The sequence below is a fragment of the Salmonella sp. NW722 genome (assembly GCF_051702785.1).
Lineage (GTDB): Bacteria > Pseudomonadota > Gammaproteobacteria > Enterobacterales > Enterobacteriaceae > Salmonella > Salmonella enterica.
Genome location: NZ_JAMMIN010000008.1, coordinates 87,469 through 104,209 on the forward strand (window position 1 = coordinate 87,469; position 16,741 = coordinate 104,209).

Annotated in this window: 14 protein-coding genes; 4 read left to right on the top strand and 10 right to left on the bottom strand. The window is 55.6% G+C overall.

The genetic code is table 11. The features are described from left to right. Positions 1-111: 111 nt before the first annotated feature. From nrfG to nrfA, 6 genes are read right to left on the bottom strand one after another with little or no spacing between them, the layout of a single operon-like run. Complete coding sequence (gene nrfG / locus NA330_RS18965) at positions 112-732, bottom strand: heme lyase NrfEFG subunit NrfG (protein WP_000083245.1); 621 nt, start codon at positions 730-732, stop codon at positions 112-114. Further along, positions 729-2,951, bottom strand: coding sequence for a heme lyase NrfEFG subunit NrfEF (nrfEF, locus tag NA330_RS18970; protein WP_023242452.1), 2,223 nt, complete (start codon positions 2,949-2,951; stop codon positions 729-731). The genes nrfG and nrfEF overlap by 4 nt, the downstream gene beginning before the upstream one ends. Further along, on the bottom strand, positions 2,944-3,900 hold the full coding sequence (gene nrfD, locus NA330_RS18975) for a cytochrome c nitrite reductase subunit NrfD (protein WP_023242453.1): 957 nt from the start codon (positions 3,898-3,900) through the stop codon (positions 2,944-2,946). The genes nrfEF and nrfD overlap by 8 nt, the downstream gene beginning before the upstream one ends. After that, on the bottom strand, positions 3,897-4,568 hold the full coding sequence (gene nrfC, locus NA330_RS18980; RefSeq protein ID WP_001278025.1) for a cytochrome c nitrite reductase Fe-S protein: 672 nt from the start codon (positions 4,566-4,568) through the stop codon (positions 3,897-3,899). Before nrfC ends, nrfD begins: the two co-directional genes overlap by 4 nt. Beyond that, complete coding sequence (gene nrfB / locus NA330_RS18985; RefSeq protein WP_000115064.1) at positions 4,565-5,131, bottom strand: cytochrome c nitrite reductase pentaheme subunit; 567 nt, start codon at positions 5,129-5,131, stop codon at positions 4,565-4,567. The genes nrfC and nrfB overlap by 4 nt, the downstream gene beginning before the upstream one ends. 44 nt (positions 5,132-5,175) lie before the next feature. Beyond that, on the bottom strand, positions 5,176-6,612 hold the full coding sequence (nrfA, locus tag NA330_RS18990) for an ammonia-forming nitrite reductase cytochrome c552 subunit (protein WP_023203277.1): 1,437 nt from the start codon (positions 6,610-6,612) through the stop codon (positions 5,176-5,178). A 431-nt stretch (positions 6,613-7,043) separates the two neighbouring features. Between nrfA and acs the strand changes: the two genes are divergently transcribed. From acs to actP, 3 genes are all read left to right on the top strand, one after another. Then, the gene (gene acs, locus NA330_RS18995; protein ID WP_000083877.1) at positions 7,044-9,002 is read left to right on the top strand and encodes an acetate--CoA ligase; all 1,959 of its coding nucleotides are present in this window, start codon (positions 7,044-7,046) and stop codon (positions 9,000-9,002) included. A gap of 239 nt (positions 9,003-9,241) precedes the next feature. Then, complete coding sequence (locus NA330_RS19000) at positions 9,242-9,556, top strand: DUF485 domain-containing protein (RefSeq protein ID WP_000999620.1); 315 nt, start codon at positions 9,242-9,244, stop codon at positions 9,554-9,556. Further along, on the top strand, positions 9,553-11,202 hold the full coding sequence (actP, locus tag NA330_RS19005; protein WP_023242454.1) for a cation/acetate symporter ActP: 1,650 nt from the start codon (positions 9,553-9,555) through the stop codon (positions 11,200-11,202). Before NA330_RS19000 ends, actP begins: the two co-directional genes overlap by 4 nt. 38 nt (positions 11,203-11,240) lie before the next feature. Here actP and NA330_RS19010 read toward each other — a convergent pair whose 3' ends face one another. Both NA330_RS19010 and NA330_RS19015 read right to left on the bottom strand, forming a co-directional pair. Beyond that, entirely contained in the window at positions 11,241-11,930 is a 690-nt protein-coding gene (locus NA330_RS19010) for an LrgB family protein (protein WP_001067096.1), read from the bottom strand. After that, positions 11,923-12,333: a CidA/LrgA family protein gene (locus NA330_RS19015; RefSeq protein WP_000257347.1), complete on the bottom strand. Its 411-nt coding sequence runs from the start codon at positions 12,331-12,333 to the stop codon at positions 11,923-11,925. The genes NA330_RS19010 and NA330_RS19015 overlap by 8 nt, the downstream gene beginning before the upstream one ends. Positions 12,334-12,436: 103 nt before the next feature. Between NA330_RS19015 and NA330_RS19020 the strand changes: the two genes are divergently transcribed. Continuing rightward, on the top strand, positions 12,437-13,324 hold the full coding sequence (locus tag NA330_RS19020) for a LysR family transcriptional regulator (RefSeq protein WP_000354962.1): 888 nt from the start codon (positions 12,437-12,439) through the stop codon (positions 13,322-13,324). A 94-nt stretch (positions 13,325-13,418) separates the two neighbouring features. On the opposite strand, the gene NA330_RS19025 is transcribed toward NA330_RS19020, so the two are convergent. Both NA330_RS19025 and ghxP read right to left on the bottom strand, forming a co-directional pair. Beyond that, positions 13,419-15,065 (bottom strand): Na+/H+ antiporter, encoded by a 1,647-nt coding sequence (locus NA330_RS19025; protein ID WP_001536604.1) that lies wholly within the window; start codon positions 15,063-15,065, stop codon positions 13,419-13,421. A 149-nt stretch (positions 15,066-15,214) separates the two neighbouring features. Then, positions 15,215-16,564 (bottom strand): guanine/hypoxanthine transporter GhxP, encoded by a 1,350-nt coding sequence (gene ghxP / locus NA330_RS19030; RefSeq protein WP_000106907.1) that lies wholly within the window; start codon positions 16,562-16,564, stop codon positions 15,215-15,217. Between the last annotated feature and the right edge of the window lie 177 nt (positions 16,565-16,741).

Genomic DNA, 16,741 nt, shown 5'->3' on the forward strand with positions numbered 1-16,741 from the left:
TTTTTACTTCGTCAAAAACGAATAATACACTGAGGTAATTAATTTTTACCTGTGTCTCATTCGCCGTTTTTTTAAACAGCACACATGACAAAAGTCACAAAAAAGAAAAAATTATTTCTGCCGATTTTGTAACAATTTAGCCAAATTAATGGCCTCTACCAGCTGCGTGCGATTCACTCGCGGCGAGTTGGCATCCAGTAAGGTTTGCCACAGCGACACGGCTTGCGCATAATCCGCCTGCATAAACGCATCCGCCGCCAGCAGCATCTGCGCGGTCACTTCTGTCGCATCCAGCGCTAACGCTTTATTAATCATTTCACGCGTCGCAGGCGTCATATGTTGCCCGGCCTGGTAATACAGCACCGTTGCCAGCGCGGCGAAAAGCTGCGCGTTATCGCCTCGCAGACGCAACGCCTGACGATATGCCAGCAGCGCATTGTCATACGCATTGCGATAGAGATAATACTCGCCCAGCCGCGCCCATTGCTCGCTATCCTGCGGATTGGCGCGGATTTTTTCTTGCAGCCTGGAAAGCTGCGCCTCTGGCGTTTGCGGGTTCGTAAAGTCACGTAGCGGATCGGCCAGACGCTGTTGCTCGCTACGCACAGCCTGCCATTTCGGCGTCAACAGATAGCCGCCGACACAGGCAGCCACCATCAACACCGCCGCAGCCGCCAGACGCTTTACGGGCATGGGACGTAACGGCACAGTGGAGTGTTCAGACTGGCTCATTGTTCCCCCTCTCCTGCGTGCTGACGCTTTCTCACCCGCCAGGCCACCACGCCCACCAGCAATAACAGCAGGTACGGCAGCGTCCACAACAGCAGCGTTTGCTCATTCAACGGCGGGTTGTAGCGTACGAAATCACCATAACGGTCGGTCATCCAGGCGGTGATTTCCGCTTCGCTTTTACCTTCGGCCACCATGCTGTAAACCTGATGGCGCATACTGACCGCCACGGGCGCATTGGATTCCAGCAAATTCTGGTTCTGACACTGCGGACAGCGCAGTTGACCGGCAATAGACAGCGCTTTTTCCTGCTGTTGTGGATTGTCAAAGCGCCAGGTATCCACCACCTGGGCGTGGGTGCTAAAAGGCAGAAAAATCAGAAAAGCCACAAGTAACATCGTCTTGCCGGATGGCGGCGTAAACGCCTTATCCGGCCTACCATGCTTTTCACTCGTAGGCCTGATAAGCGCAGCGCCATCAGGCAATAACTCAGGATGCTTCCTCCCTCGCCATCCGCTCAGCAGCGCGCCACACACCATCAACAATCCCCCACCCCAGATCCAGCGCACGCCGGTCTGCACGTATAAGCGCATGGCGTAACGATCCGCTCCGGTTTTTTCGCCCATCACCGCGTACCAGTCATGTAGCAGGTTCCAGTGAATCCCCGGCTCCATCATCTGTTGACGACGCGCGGCATAGAAGCGCCTTTCAGGCTGCAGGCTGCCAATGCGTTTTTCATTCCGCCACAACGTGATCCGCGCTTTTTCACTGGTGTAGTTGCCTTTGGCTTCCAGATCCAGACGCTCGAAACGAAAGGTATAGCCCGCCAGTACTACCTGCTGACTGGGGCTGAGGTTAAGGCTGATTTCATGCCGACTGCCGCTGGAAACCATGATCCCGGCGGCGAAGATAAATACGCCCGTATGCGCCAGCAACGCCGGAAGCTGACGATGCACAGAGACTTTGCGGCTTCTGATTGTCGCCAGCACGATAACCACCAGCATCAGCAGGCCAAACGGCAGCGTGACGCGATTAAAATAGGGCGCGCCCACCGAAAGCCTTCCCCAGCCCATCAAACCATAAATCATGGGATAGAGCGTCCCGACCAGCACGATCAACAAGACGGCGCTAAAGAGCAGCAGCGTCGCCAGAATGAGCGTTTCGCACTTTCCGCCGTCCAAACGCGTCGCCGGATACGGCTCCCGCGCCCGCCAGCCGTACAGAGCAAGCGATGCCAGACTTAACGCGGCAAAAAGGATAAACAGCGGCACCGCGCGCACGTTATCCAGCGCAAAGGCATGTACCGAAACAAGAATGCCGGAACGCACAATCAGCGTTCCCAGCAACGAGAGGATCAGCGTCAGTATCGCCAGCAGCAACGACCAGTGACGGAAGCTCCCGCGCTGGCGGCTGACATACAGACTGTGCAGCAAGGCGCTGGCGGCAAGCCACGGCAACAACGAGGCATTTTCCACCGGGTCCCAGAACCACCAGCCGCCCCAGCCCAGTTCGCAATACGCCCACCACGATCCGAGAATGATCCCCAGCGTCAGAGCGCACCAGCCGGGTAACGCCCAGCGCCAGCACACCCAGGCGGTTGCCGCGTTAAAGCCGCCGCACAGTAGCGAGGCCAGCGCTACGCTCGCCGCGGTCATCAGGCCGCCATAACCCAGATAGAGCAGTGGCGGATGTAAGATCAGCCCCAGATGTTGCAGCATGGGATTAAGGTCGCGCCCTTCCATGGCAGGAGGGAAAATACGCAGGAACGGATCGGACCACAGCACAATAAATAGCAGCAGCGAAGCCATAATGAGGGACAAGATGCTCAGGGTCAGCGGAAAAAGCGCGTCAGATTCATGCCGGGAGCGCCAGGCGAATAGCGCCGTCCACCCCGAAAGAAGCAGCGCCCACAGCAGGAGCGAGCCTTCATGACCGCCCCATACCGCCGCCAGTTTCAGTCCCCATGACAACTGACTATGGCTATGCTGCGCAACATAAACGACCGAAAAATCGCTGGTCAGAAAACAGCTAACCAGAATCGCAAACGCCAGTAGCAGCAGCGTGAACGCCGTCCACGCGCCGCAGGTCGTCAGGCGCATGACGCCGCGCCAGTGCAGCCCCATCCCGCACCACGTCGCCAGCGGGGTCAGCACGTTGACCCCGAGACTCAACAACAGCGCCAGAAATCCGGCTTCAGGAAGGAAGATGTCCAGATTATGCAACCGTTAGCTGTCCCGCATAAAGAATGAAAAAGCGCAGCAGCAACACGCCGGTCAAACTGGCGCCGCAAACGGCCAGCACGCCGTGAAACGTGACGCTACGGTTTGCCCAGGGCTTCAGCAGCAGCGGGATAATCAATCCCAGCCCTACGACCCCAAGCCAGAACCACCAGCTCCAGAATCCGCCGCCCAGCGCCGCCGCCAGCGCGCGCATTTTGCCGTCATCGCCCAGCGCCAGCCCGATAAAAAAGGCCGCCAGCAGGAAGATCTCCAGCCATACTACTGGGGTTTCCATGCGATGTACAAAGCGCGCCTCGGTGCTGTGCGGGTTGCTACGATGGCGTAACGCCATAGCGATCAGCGCCACCGCCGCGCCGGAGGAGATGCCGGAGAACAGGAACAGCACCGGCAGGATCGGGTTATTCAGGAACGGATAGGATTTCAGCGCCGACAGCAGAAAGCCGGTGTACGCCCCGAGCAGGACCGCCAGCACCAGCATTAACGTCTCCAGCGCGCGATGAAACGGCGTTATTAGCGCCAACACTTTCTGCACGATCTCTAACCGCGGCAGCCAACGCTGCTGCAGGGCAATCACCTCTTTTTCAAAGATTTTCGCCAGCCACAGCACCAGCACTACCATGTACAACTGGAACAGCATCACCCCCATCGACATCACCGAGGTAAAGCTGTAGTGGAACATCAGCTTCCAGAAGGTCCATGGCCGCGTCAGGTGGAAGACCAGAATCAGCAGACCAAGAATAATCGCCCCCGGCCCTAACACCAGCGTAGTGCGCAGCAGCGTACTGTCCGAACCGCCCGCCTCCGGATGGAAGCGGCGCAGCAGAATCGCCAACGTAACCAGTCCGGCGGAGATGCCAATCAGAAACAGATAGATGGCGATGGGCCAGTCCCACACCAGTGATGCAAAATGAAATGCAGAAGCGGATGTCATTGGCTCACCTCCCCATAGTTAAAGGGAACGCGGTAGACCTTCGGTTTTGTGCCCAGCGCCAGCTTGTAACGATAGGTGGTTTTTTGCCGCAACAAACGGGAGATATCGCTGTTGGGATCGTCCAGATTACCAAACGTCAGCGCCTTCGTCGGGCATGACTCAACGCAGGCGGGCTGTTTGCCCGCTTTCAGGTTGGTTTTCCGGCAGAAATCGCACTTATCCGCCGTCTTACTGACCGGATGGATAAAGCGCACGCGGTAGGGACACGCGGCAATGCAGTACTGGCAGCCGACGCAAAGGTCCGGGTTCACGTCGACAATACCGCTGGCGGCATCGCGGAATGATGCGCCGGTCGGGCAGACGTCAACGCAGGGGGCATGGTCGCAATGCTGGCACGAGTGGCGGAAGAAGCGATATTTCACATCAGGAAACGTCCCCTGCGGCTCGCTGCGAATAATCGTCAGGCGCGATACGCCTTCCGGCACGTTGTTGACTTCCCGACAGGCATCCATGCAGGCCGTGCAGCCGATGCATAATGACTCATCGTGTACCATGCCATAACGCACGCCGTTAATATTCAACGTGTTCGCTACAACGCGTCCTGCCATCCCACTGACCGCCGCCAGCGCGCCGACGCGGGTAATAAATTGACGTCGGGTGCAACTCATGGCTGCTCCTTAAGCAACGGAACGGACGCCGGATTAAAGTGCGGGTTAGTACGCTGATCGCTGTGGCAATCCACGCATATTTTGATCCGCCCTTTATCGCTTAGCGTCTGCATCGTGTCTTGCTGCGGATGCAGGGAATGGCAACTGGCGCAGGTCACTTTAGTAACATGAACATCGTGCGGCCAGAACGCTTTTTGCAGTTGTTCAGGCAAGTGGCAGGACATACAGACGCTGTTCTGCTGCTCTACCGTATACATCGGGTCGTTAAAACGCATCACATCTTTCACCCCTTCACGGTGGTGAAGCGACGGTTGGCCGTGGCAGTTGGTACAGGTTATCGGCAATTTATTGTTCGGGTTGATAGCGCCCGTATGTTTACCGTGCATACCTTCGGTGTCCGGTTTGTGACAGTCCAGACAGGCAGCATCCGGATTACGCTGCTGGGTGACCGTCCAGCGTTGATCCGACTCCTGCGGCGTTGGCGTGGCAGTGATTCCACTCAGGCTCCAGAACAGGCCTGACGCCAGCACCCCAGCAGTTAATAACGAACGTAATACGCTCATATTCACTCCGTTGAGTTATCCGCCCCTTACGGGGCGGAATGGGGTTATTGGCTTAACAGACCGTTTTTACGCGCCTGATCTTCCCACTGCGGTACGACCGTTTTCAGGAAGTCCTGCTTCTCCGCGTTGATTTGTTGCATATTCAAACCAATCGCTTTCTGCGCCTTCTCTTTCGTCGAAATATCCGGCAGCGGAATTTCATGGGTAATGCCTTTGGTCGCCAGCAGTCGCGCCAGTTTAGTTCGGGCATCCGCGGCTTTATCCATCGCACTGCCTAACATCCGTAGACCTTCTTCCGGGGCATGCATATGAATACCGTGTGACGCAATCGCCAGATCCCAACGCCACTGCGCGTGGCGAATATCGTTCAGAATCGGTTTCATTTCCGCGTCTGTCGCCCCCGCATCCCATGCGGCTTTCGCTTCGAAGTGCGCATGTACCAGCTGATCTTCAACCTTGATTTTCAGGTCATGAATCGCCTGTTTACGCTCGGCGACCACTTTTTGCAGGGACGCTTTGTCCTGGGTGTGGCAGTTGGCGCAGGTTTGCGCGAAATTGTCGAACGGGTTGCCGATTTTATGGTCGGTGTAGAGCTTGCCTTCGGCGTTCTGTACTTTCGGCATGTGGCAGTCGATACAGGTCACGTTGTTCTTACCGTGAATGCCCGCGCTCCAGGTTTCATATTCCGGGTGCTGCGCTTTGAGCATTGGGGTTTTGGACAGAGAGTTAGTCCAGTCAGAGAAGGCGATAGTGTCGTAGTATTGCTCCATATTTTCGACCTTCATGCCCTCATCCCACGGGAACTTAACGGCTTTGTTTTTACCGTCAAAGTAGTACTCCACGTGGCACTGGCCGCAGACCATCGATTGCTGATCAAATCGTCCCGCTTTATCAAACGGTTTGCCGATAGCCTCCATCGCCCGTTCAGCATAGGGGCGCGACAACGTTAACGCTGGCTTCCCCTGGGCGAAATCGTCCGACGCGGTGTTATGACAGTCGGCACAGCCCAAATCGTTGACAATTTCCGGGCCGCCGCGCGCCCATTTGCCATGGAAGTAGCCGTCTTCGCCTTCTTGTTGGATAAGGCGCGCGACATCGGGGCTTTTACAGCTCCAGCAGGCCATCGGCAGCGGGCCGTCTTCCGCCGTTTTTGGCGCGCCGGTACGCAGCGTTTCGCGCACGTCAGTTACCGCATACGCGTGGCCGCGTGGTTTGTTATAATCACGGGAGAAGGGATAGCCCGCCCACAGGATCACCAGACGAGGGTCTTCCGCCAGCGCATCTTCACGGGCAGACTGTTCTGACGTCGCTTTCCATGACTGATATTGGTCGGGGTGTTGAGGCGCGAACGTTTCATTTTTCGCTTCAACAGTAACGGTTTTTGCGGATACAGGCGTTTGATCAGCGTAAACAGAGGTAATGAAGAAAAAAGGAAATATAAGGCTGAAGAAACGGCGTGCGCGTAGTGTTTTCCTTGCCATAGAGGTCTCATCCAGATTGCGCCATTATCTTTAATGGCGATTTTTTATCGTTTTCCATAACAGCAACCGCACAAATACTGTTATTACATTGCTCTCCTCTATGTGTAACAAATAACCACACTTAAAATGTTGTCTTTAATCAATTGTAAGTGTATGTAAAATACCACTTTAGAGTTAGTAACCTGGACAAAACTCCCTCTCTTTTCTGATTTCCGGACACGGATCACTTTTTTTAAAAATTTCATATAACGTCATGTTATCCCGAAAATTTATCTAATTTTGCGGGACACAATCAAAAAATAGATTGCTGCTTATTTGCACAGTTCCCTTTTTGCGTGATCTGTCGCCCAAATACTAAACAAAACTTATTAAGACCCTACATTTAACGTTTATGCGACATATTATTAACATCCTACAAGGAGAACAACAGCATGAGCCAAACACATAAACACGCCATTCCCGCCAACATTGCGGATCGTTGCCTGATAAATCCAGAGCAGTATGAGACTAAATATAAACAGTCTATTAACGACCCCGATACGTTTTGGGGCGAACAGGGAAAAATTCTCGATTGGATCACGCCGTACCAAAAAGTGAAAAACACCTCTTTTGCGCCAGGCAATGTGTCGATTAAATGGTACGAGGACGGCACGCTGAATCTGGCGGCGAACTGTCTTGACCGCCATTTGCAGGAAAATGGCGATCGCACCGCCATTATCTGGGAAGGCGATGACGCGTCGCAGAGTAAACATATCTCTTATCGCGAACTGCATCGCGATGTCTGCCGTTTCGCGAATACACTGCTGGATCTGGGCATTAAAAAAGGCGATGTGGTAGCGATTTATATGCCGATGGTGCCGGAAGCGGCGGTGGCAATGTTGGCCTGCGCCCGCATCGGCGCGGTGCATTCGGTGATCTTCGGGGGCTTCTCGCCGGAAGCCGTCGCCGGACGCATTATCGACTCCAGCTCGCGGCTGGTGATCACCGCTGACGAAGGTGTACGTGCCGGACGCAGTATCCCGCTGAAAAAGAATGTCGATGACGCGCTGAAAAACCCGAATGTCACTAGCGTTGAGCATGTGATCGTCCTGAAGCGCACCGGTAGCGACATTGACTGGCAAGAAGGCCGCGACCTGTGGTGGCGCGATTTGATTGAAAAAGCCAGCCCTGAGCACCAGCCTGAAGCGATGAATGCCGAAGATCCGCTGTTTATCCTTTATACCTCCGGCTCCACCGGCAAGCCGAAAGGCGTGCTGCACACCACCGGCGGCTATCTGGTCTACGCCGCGACCACCTTTAAGTATGTCTTTGATTATCACCCTGGCGATATTTACTGGTGTACCGCCGATGTGGGTTGGGTGACGGGGCACAGCTATCTGTTGTATGGCCCGCTGGCCTGCGGCGCGACCACCTTAATGTTTGAAGGCGTGCCGAATTGGCCAACGCCCGCTCGCATGTGCCAGGTGGTCGACAAACACCAGGTCAACATTCTTTATACCGCCCCGACGGCCATCCGCGCGCTGATGGCGGAAGGCGATAAAGCCATTGAAGGCACCGACCGTTCTTCACTACGCATTCTGGGTTCCGTCGGCGAGCCGATCAATCCCGAAGCGTGGGAATGGTACTGGAAGAAGATCGGCAAGGAAAAATGTCCGGTCGTCGACACCTGGTGGCAGACTGAAACAGGCGGTTTTATGATCACGCCGCTACCGGGCGCTATCGAACTGAAAGCCGGTTCCGCCACCCGTCCTTTCTTTGGCGTACAGCCTGCGCTGGTGGATAACGAAGGTCATCCGCAAGAAGGCGCGACGGAAGGCAATCTGGTCATCACCGATTCCTGGCCGGGCCAGGCGCGCACTCTGTTCGGCGATCATGAACGTTTTGAGCAGACCTATTTCTCTACCTTTAAGAATATGTATTTCAGCGGCGACGGCGCGCGTCGCGATGAAGACGGCTATTACTGGATCACCGGTCGCGTGGATGACGTGTTAAACGTCTCCGGCCACCGTCTGGGTACGGCGGAAATCGAGTCAGCGCTGGTGGCGCATCCGAAGATCGCCGAAGCGGCGGTGGTGGGTATTCCACACGCTATCAAAGGCCAGGCGATTTACGCTTATGTGACGCTCAACCACGGCGAGGAGCCGTCGCCAGAACTGTACGCGGAGGTGCGCAACTGGGTACGTAAAGAGATTGGCCCACTGGCGACGCCGGACGTGCTGCACTGGACCGACTCACTGCCAAAAACCCGTTCCGGCAAAATTATGCGCCGCATTTTGCGCAAAATCGCGGCGGGCGATACCAGCAATCTGGGCGATACCTCGACTCTCGCCGATCCTGGCGTGGTGGAGAAACTGCTCGAAGAGAAGCAGGCCATCGCGATGCCGTCATAACCATAAATGCCGGATGGCAACGCGAAAGCGTTTTATCCGGCCTACGACCCTACCCCTGCCCTCTCTCAAACCGGGAGAGGGAAATATAAAAAAACCTCCCCCAAAGGATTTCGTGTTACAGGAAGGCGGCAAGCGAGCACACCCGCAGCAGCATAGTTCACTATGTGGCTGGGGCGCGCGAGTGCGGCCAACGCGCCTGTAGCGCGAAAGACGCAGGGGGACCTCTGGAGAGCTCTGTGATGAATGACCAAATTTATCAGCGGATAGAAGACAGTGCGCGTTTCAGGGAATTAGTTGAAAAACGGCAACGGTTTGCCACGATTCTGTCGGTTATCATGCTGGCGGTTTATATCAGCTTTATTTTACTGATCGCCTTCGCGCCTGGCTGGCTGGGCACGCCTCTACATGCGGGAACCAGCGTCACCCGAGGAATTCCCATTGGCGTCGGGGTGATTGTGATTTCTTTTGTGTTAACCGGAATTTATATCTGGCGGGCGAACGGCGAATTCGATCGTCTTAATAACGCCGTACTGCATGAGGTGAAAGCATTATGAAGAGAGTTCTGACGGCGCTTGCCGCCGCACTCCCCTTCGCCGCTCATGCGGCGGATGCCATTAGCGGCGCGGTTGAACGCCAGCCCACCAACTGGCAGGCGATTATCATGTTTTTGATTTTCGTCGTGTTTACGCTCGGTATTACCTACTGGGCCTCTAAACGCGTACGTTCCCGTAGCGACTACTACACCGCAGGCGGCAATATCACCGGGTTCCAGAACGGCCTGGCGATTGCCGGCGACTATATGTCCGCCGCGTCATTTCTCGGCATTTCCGCTCTGGTGTTTACCTCCGGTTATGACGGGCTGATCTATTCGCTGGGCTTCCTTGTCGGCTGGCCAATCATCCTGTTTTTGATTGCCGAGCGCCTGCGTAATCTGGGACGTTATACTTTTGCTGACGTTGCCTCTTATCGCCTGAAACAGGGGCCAATCCGTATTCTTTCGGCCTGTGGCTCCCTGGTAGTGGTGGCGCTTTATCTCATCGCCCAAATGGTCGGCGCCGGTAAACTGATTGAACTGCTGTTCGGCCTCAACTATCACATCGCCGTAGTGCTGGTCGGCGTGCTGATGATGATGTACGTGCTGTTCGGCGGGATGCTGGCGACAACGTGGGTGCAAATTATCAAAGCCGTCCTGTTGCTGTTTGGTGCCAGTTTTATGGCCTTTATGGTGATGAAACACGTCGGCTTTAGCTTCAATAATCTGTTTACCGAAGCCATGACGGTACACCCGAAAGGCACGGCGATTATGAGCCCAGGAGGGTTGGTGCAAGATCCGATTTCGGCGTTGTCGTTGGGTCTGGGACTGATGTTCGGCACCGCCGGCTTGCCGCATATTCTGATGCGTTTCTTTACGGTCAGCGATGCCCGCGAAGCGCGCAAGAGCGTGTTCTATGCCACCGGTTTTATGGGCTATTTCTACATTCTGACCTTTATTATCGGCTTCGGCGCTATCATGCTGGTGGGGGCGAATCCCGCCTATAAAGATGCGGCGGGCGCGCTGATTGGCGGCAATAACATGGCGGCGGTACATCTGGCCAACGCGGTAGGGGGCAACCTGTTCCTCGGCTTTATTTCGGCAGTGGCGTTTGCCACCATTCTGGCGGTGGTCGCCGGTCTGACGCTGGCGGGCGCATCGGCGGTGTCGCATGACTTGTACGCTAACGTGTTCCGCAAAGGCGCAACCGAACGTGAAGAGCTGAAGGTGTCGAAAATCACCGTCCTGGTGCTGGGCGTGATCGCCATTATCCTCGGCGTCCTGTTTGAAAATCAGAACATCGCCTTTATGGTGGGCCTGGCGTTTGCTATCGCCGCGAGCTGCAACTTCCCCATCATTCTGCTTTCCATGTACTGGTCAAAACTGACCACGCGCGGCGCTATGCTGGGCGGCTGGTTAGGTTTACTGACAGCGGTGGTGCTGATGATTCTTGGCCCTACCATTTGGGTGCAGATCCTCGGCCACGAAAAAGCGATCTTCCCGTATGAGTATCCGGCGCTGTTCTCTATCAGCGTGGCGTTCCTGGGGATCTGGTTCTTCTCGGCCACCGATAACTCGGCAGAAGGCAACCGTGAACGTGAGCAGTTCCGCGCTCAGTTTATCCGCTCCCAAACGGGATTCGGCGTACAACAAGGGCGTGCGCATTAATCTTACCGTTTCCTCCGGCCCTGTGGGTCGGAGGAAAATCAGAACATCACCCTCGCCACCAGCGGGGCTGCCAGCACCATCACCACGCCGGACAGCATCATGACCAGACTGGCGACGACGCCCTCCTGCTGACCAAGTTCATAGGAACGCGCCGTGCCCGCCCCATGTGACGCCGCGCCGAATCCTGCCCCTTTTGCCATGCCTTCCCGGATAGAGAGACGCAAAAATAGCGCGTCGCCGACCGCCATGCCAAACACGCCAGTGACGACCACGAACAGCGCCACCAGATCTGGCTGCCCGCCCAGGGGTTCTGCCGCCGCCAGCGCAAATGGCGTGGTAACGGAACGTACCGCCAGACTACGCTGAATCTCATCCGATAACGTGAACAGACGCGCCAGCCAAACGGAACTGGTGACCGCCACCACCGTCGCCGTCACTACGCCCGCGGTGAGCGACATCCAGTGACGTTTGATAATCGCGAGGTTATCGTACACCGGCACCGCAAAGGCAATAGTCGCCGGGCCGAGCAGCCACAATAGCCAGTGCGATTCACCAATGTAGTTTTGCCAGGAGATATGACCGAACACCAGCATTAACACCAGCAGTGCCGGCGTCAACACTAATGGCATCAACGGCAATTTGCGAAAACGGCGATACAGACGCTTATTGGCGAAGTAAATTCCCAGCGTAATCACCAGGCACAGTACGCTTAACTGAACGTTATTCACGGTTTAGCCTACTCATCTCATAGCGATACACTTTATCCACCACCCACGCCGTCGCGCCGAGTACCATTAAGGTACTGATCGCTATCACCGAGAAAATGCGCCAGCCGTCCACCAGTAACAGATGGGCATAGTTCACTACCGCCACGACGGCGGGAACAAAGAATAACAGCATCTCCGCCAGCAGCCAGCGTGCGCCTGCGCGTACCCAGCTAAGCGGAATAATCCGGCAAACGATCAGCGCCAACATAAGCACCATGCCGACCAGATTCGCGGGCAACGGCAGGTGCAGCCAGGAGACAAGATATTGGGAAAAAATGAATAAACCTGCATAGAGCAGTACCTGAACCGGTACCTGGAGTCGTTGCACAACGGCAGGCGTAACGCGGCTTATCGCCACAGCCATGAGGGAATGTCCTGAAAAATAATACGGAGCGCCAGTATAGAGAACCTCCGTCACGGGCAGAAATGAATTAAAATCATTGCAGGCATAGTCGGAAGGAATAATCATGGATATCAGAACGCTGCGTTATTTTGTCGAGGTGGTGCGCCAGCAAAGTTTCACCCGCGCAGCGGAGAAGTTATTTGTCACCCAGCCCACCATTAGCAAGATGCTGAAGAATCTTGAAGATGAGCTTAACTGTACGCTACTGATCCGCGACGGACGTAAGTTATTGCTGACCGATACCGGACGCGTGGTGTTTGAACGCGGTCTGGCGATCCTCGCTGAGTTTCGCCAGTTAGAGGCTGAGTTGAGCGATATTAACCATCTCAATAAGGGCGTGCTGCGGCTGGGTATTCCCCCGATGGTCGGCATGTTGATGGCCGGGCCAATCAGTTTGTTTCGACAACGCTACCCTGGCGTTGAACTCAAAATTTCGGAGTTTGGCGGCCTGACGGTACAGCAGGCGGTAATGAATGGCGAGCTGGATGTTGCGATGACCGCGCTCCCGGTGGAAGAAGCGAGCGGGCTGACGACGTTATCGCTGTTCAGCCATCCGCTGTGCGTGCTGGTTCCCCGTTCCGGTCAGTGGACAACCTGCGACTCCATCGCGCCTGAAGCTCTGGCGGAGCATCCTCTTCTTATCTATAACGAAGACTTTGCCCTGAGCCGCCAGTTGATGACCTTATTTAGCCAGCATGACGTAAAACCACGGATTGCCGTGCGCAGCGGGCAATGGGATTTTCTCGCCGCCATGGTGCAAGCGGGCGTCGGCATCGCCATTTTGCCGGAGCCGATTTGTCAGCGTCTGGATAAGGCCACGCTGCGCTGGCTACCGCTGGAAAGCGATCTCCGCTGGCAGTTGGGCATGATTTGGCGAGAGGGCGTGTATCTGTCGCACAGCGCCCGGGCATGGTTAACCTGTTGCGAAGGGTTTTGGCTGAAACAACCGTAAACCATGGGTTAAAACCCTTGCCGGATGGCGGCGCAAGCACCTTATCCGGCCTACTTGTAGGCCCGGTAAGCATGGCGCCACCGGGCCACAAGGACTACTGATTTTCTATCAGTAGCGCTTCCATCAAATCCAGGTCGTGCAGCAGCTTTTGCAATGTTTCATTGCTGATTTCTCGCGTGGCGCGCAGATGATACAACTCGGCGCGTTCGGAACGCAGCGCCGCCAGACGGAAACGTCGCTCCAGGTTTTCTTCCTGTATGGAGCTTTCGACATCGTTTCGCCCATCGGCACGGCGACGCAAGTTACCAATGACACGCGAGCTTACTTCAGTAAGCAACTGATTATCGATGTTTTCTTCGGTATCCGCCGCCAGACGCTCTTCCATTTTCTGAATGGCGACAATCGCCACTTCCGCCGTCGCCGCGCGGGCGATACGCTCCTCTTTCAACTGTTGCGCATGATCGGCGACTTCCAGATGTTGCAACAGCAGCGGCAGCATGATCACGCCGACAAATAACGAGAACAGAATGACGCCAGCCGCCAGGAATACCAGTTCATAACGCGCCGGAAATCCGCTACCATCCGGCAAAAGTAACGGTATAGAGAGCACACCAGCCAGGGTGATCGCCCCACGAACGCCAGCGAAGGAGGCAATCAGAATTTCACGCGACGTCCAGCTGGCGAACTCCATCGGTTTCTTCTTCAAAAAGCGCAGGCTGAACTTTTTCATGGTCCACAGCCAGCCGAAGCGAACCAGCATCAATGCCGCATAAATCAGCACGATATCGGTAAAGAGCATCCAGGTTTCGACATTCGGGTCAGCTTCCGCCGCCGCCAGCGAAGATTCCAGAATACCCGGCAATTGCAGTCCCAACAGCAGAAAGACCATACCGTTAAAGACAAATTCCAGCATCGCCCAGGTACTGTTCGCGCGCAAACGCATTGCCAGCGGCGCGCGGCGCATTACGCCAGAACGGGTGATGGTCATCCCGGCGGCAACCGCGGCCAGGATGCCTGAGACGCCAATATGTTCGGCAATCAGGTAAGACGCGAAGGGCAGCAGAAACAGCAGGACGATTTGCGTCGCGGGCTCATCGCCGCCCCAGCGGCTCAAAAAACGCAGCGAGCGGCCATACAGCCAACTGACCACAAAACCCGCCAGAATACCGCCGATAGCGACCTTAAAAAATTCCAGCGTCGCGCCGCCGACGGTAAAGACCATCGTCCCCATCGCCACCGCGACGGCGAATTTCAGCGATACCAGACCGGAGGCGTCGTTCATTAACGCCTCTCCCTGCAGAATGCCCATGATTTTTTTCGGGATGCGCCCCTCGCCCACAATTCCGGAGAGCGCTACCGCATCGGTCGGCGACAGCACGGCGGCCAGCGCAAAGGCGGGGATCAGCGGAATGCCGGGCACCAGCCAATAAATCAGGAAGCCGATTCCCACGACCGTTACCAGGACCAGCGCCAGCGCCAGCCCGAAAATCTCTCGTCCATGCTCAAGAAATTCACGAGTCGGCGTCTTCCAGCCATCCGCAAACAGCAGCGGCGGAATAAACAGCACCAGGAAGAGTTCCGGGTCGAATTCCACATGCAAACCAAACGTCGGCCACGCCAACAGCGCGCCAACGGCGATCTGCATAAGGGGTAAAGGAAGCTGGAAGGGTAATACACGCGTAAATACCCCCGACAGCGAGACCACAAGGGTCATGATGAGTATTGTGAAGAAAATTTCCATGCGTTCCCTGTTTGCGATGTTTTTTATGATGGAGAGAGGCATCATGCCTCGGTTTCACCTTCTTCAGATTAACGCAAAAGGTAACGTGATGTGTCCTGAAAATGAAAACGGGCGACCAACGCCGCCCGTTTTTCAGAATGAAGGCAGAACTAGATAGCCCAACCGCCGGCATAAAAAGCGACCAGCGCGACCGCAATGACGACAGTTCCGATATTCAGCTTACGCCATTCGCCGGAAACCAGACGCCCGACGACCAGCGTGGCAAAGCCGATCATAATCCCGGTGACAATGTTACAGGTCAGTACAATAAATACAGCCGTTACCAGCCCCGCCATCGCATCGACGAAATCAGCAAAATCGATTTTCGCCACGTTACTCAGCATCAGCAGACCGACATACATGAGCGCCGGGGCGGTTGCGTAGACGGGAACGAGATAAGAGAGCGGCGAAAGAAACAGGATCAGCAAAAACAGCACGCCCACGGTAATCGCCGTCAGGCCCGTTTTACCGCCCGCCGCCGTACCGGCCGCAGACTCGATATACACCGCGGCTGGCGCCGCCCCGACCAGGCCGGAGAAAACGCTACTCAGGGAGTCGGTGGTTAGCGCTTTGCCGCCATCGATAATTTGTCCGTCTTTGTCCAGCAGATTAGCCTGCCCTGCGACCGCACGGATCGTGCCGGTCGCATCAAACACCGCCGTCATCACCAGCGCCAGTACGCTTGGCAGAACGACAGGGTTTAACGCGCCCATAATATCCAGGCTGCCGATCAGTGAGTTGCCGTTTTCATCGCTCAACGAAGGCATGGCGAAAATGCCGGAAAAATGGACGTTAGGATCGAAGAGCAAACCCACAATAGAAATGCCAATAATGGTCAACAGAATGCCGCCGGGGACTTTCAGCTTTTCCAGACCGAGAATAACAGCCAGCCCTACAAGCGACATAATCACCGGGAAGGTGTCGAAATCGCCCAGCGCGACCGGCAGGCCATCCAGCGGGTTTTTAATGACCAGGCCGACGCCGTTGGCGGCAATCAGCAACAAAAACAGGCCAATACCGATACCGGTTCCGTGGGCCACGCCCTGTGGCAAGTTACGCAAAATCCAGCTACGAATGCCGGTGGCGGAGATAACGGTAAACAGTACGCCCATCAGGAATACGGCGCCAAGCGCGACCGGGACGCTAATATGCTGCCCCAGGACCAGGCTAAACGCGGTAAACGCCGTCAACGAGATAGCACAACCGATAGCCAGCGGCAGATTCGCCCATAGCCCCATAACAATAGAGCCGACGCCTGCGACCAGGCAGGTCGCTACAAAGACGGCGGCAGGCGGGAACCCGGCTTTACCCAGCATCCCTGGCACCACGATGACGGAGTAAACCATCGCGAGAAACGTGGTTAAGCCAGCAACGACTTCCTGGCGAACGGTGCTCCCGCGTTGTGAAATTTTAAACCAGGCGTCGAGTGAACCGCCGGTACGCGCTGAAGGCGTAGACATAGAAAACATCCCCTGAGAATTTATTATTCGTCGGTATACGTGGGAGGTAATCCACTAACAGCGCAACGTTATCTCCTTGTGCTACATTTACGACAACCGGGGCGCCGCAAAAAAGCAAACGTTTAGCTCCACGTATACAAAACGGGTGGCAAAAAAAAGCAAACGATTACCCAGCGA

Bases quoted from the DNA above. Each gene is read 5' to 3' on its own strand.
- NA330_RS19025 (WP_001536604.1), bottom strand. From the start codon at position 15,065: ATGGAAATTTTCTTCACAATACTCATCATGACCCTTGTGGTCTCGCTG.
- nrfB (WP_000115064.1), bottom strand. From the start codon at position 5,131: ATGAGCGTATTACGTTCGTTATTAACTGCTGGGGTGCTGGCGTCAGGC.
- actP (WP_023242454.1), top strand. From the start codon at position 9,553: ATGAAGAGAGTTCTGACGGCGCTTGCCGCCGCACTCCCCTTCGCCGCT.
- NA330_RS19015 (WP_000257347.1), bottom strand. From the start codon at position 12,333: ATGGCTGTGGCGATAAGCCGCGTTACGCCTGCCGTTGTGCAACGACTC.
- ghxP (WP_000106907.1), bottom strand. From the start codon at position 16,564: ATGTCTACGCCTTCAGCGCGTACCGGCGGTTCACTCGACGCCTGGTTT.
- nrfA (WP_023203277.1), bottom strand. From the start codon at position 6,612: ATGGCAAGGAAAACACTACGCGCACGCCGTTTCTTCAGCCTTATATTT.
- nrfC (WP_001278025.1), bottom strand. From the start codon at position 4,568: ATGAGTTGCACCCGACGTCAATTTATTACCCGCGTCGGCGCGCTGGCG.
- acs (WP_000083877.1), top strand. From the start codon at position 7,044: ATGAGCCAAACACATAAACACGCCATTCCCGCCAACATTGCGGATCGT.
- nrfD (WP_023242453.1), bottom strand. From the start codon at position 3,900: ATGACATCCGCTTCTGCATTTCATTTTGCATCACTGGTGTGGGACTGG.
- NA330_RS19020 (WP_000354962.1), top strand. From the start codon at position 12,437: ATGGATATCAGAACGCTGCGTTATTTTGTCGAGGTGGTGCGCCAGCAA.
- nrfG (WP_000083245.1), bottom strand. From the start codon at position 732: ATGAGCCAGTCTGAACACTCCACTGTGCCGTTACGTCCCATGCCCGTA.
- NA330_RS19000 (WP_000999620.1), top strand. From the start codon at position 9,242: ATGAATGACCAAATTTATCAGCGGATAGAAGACAGTGCGCGTTTCAGG.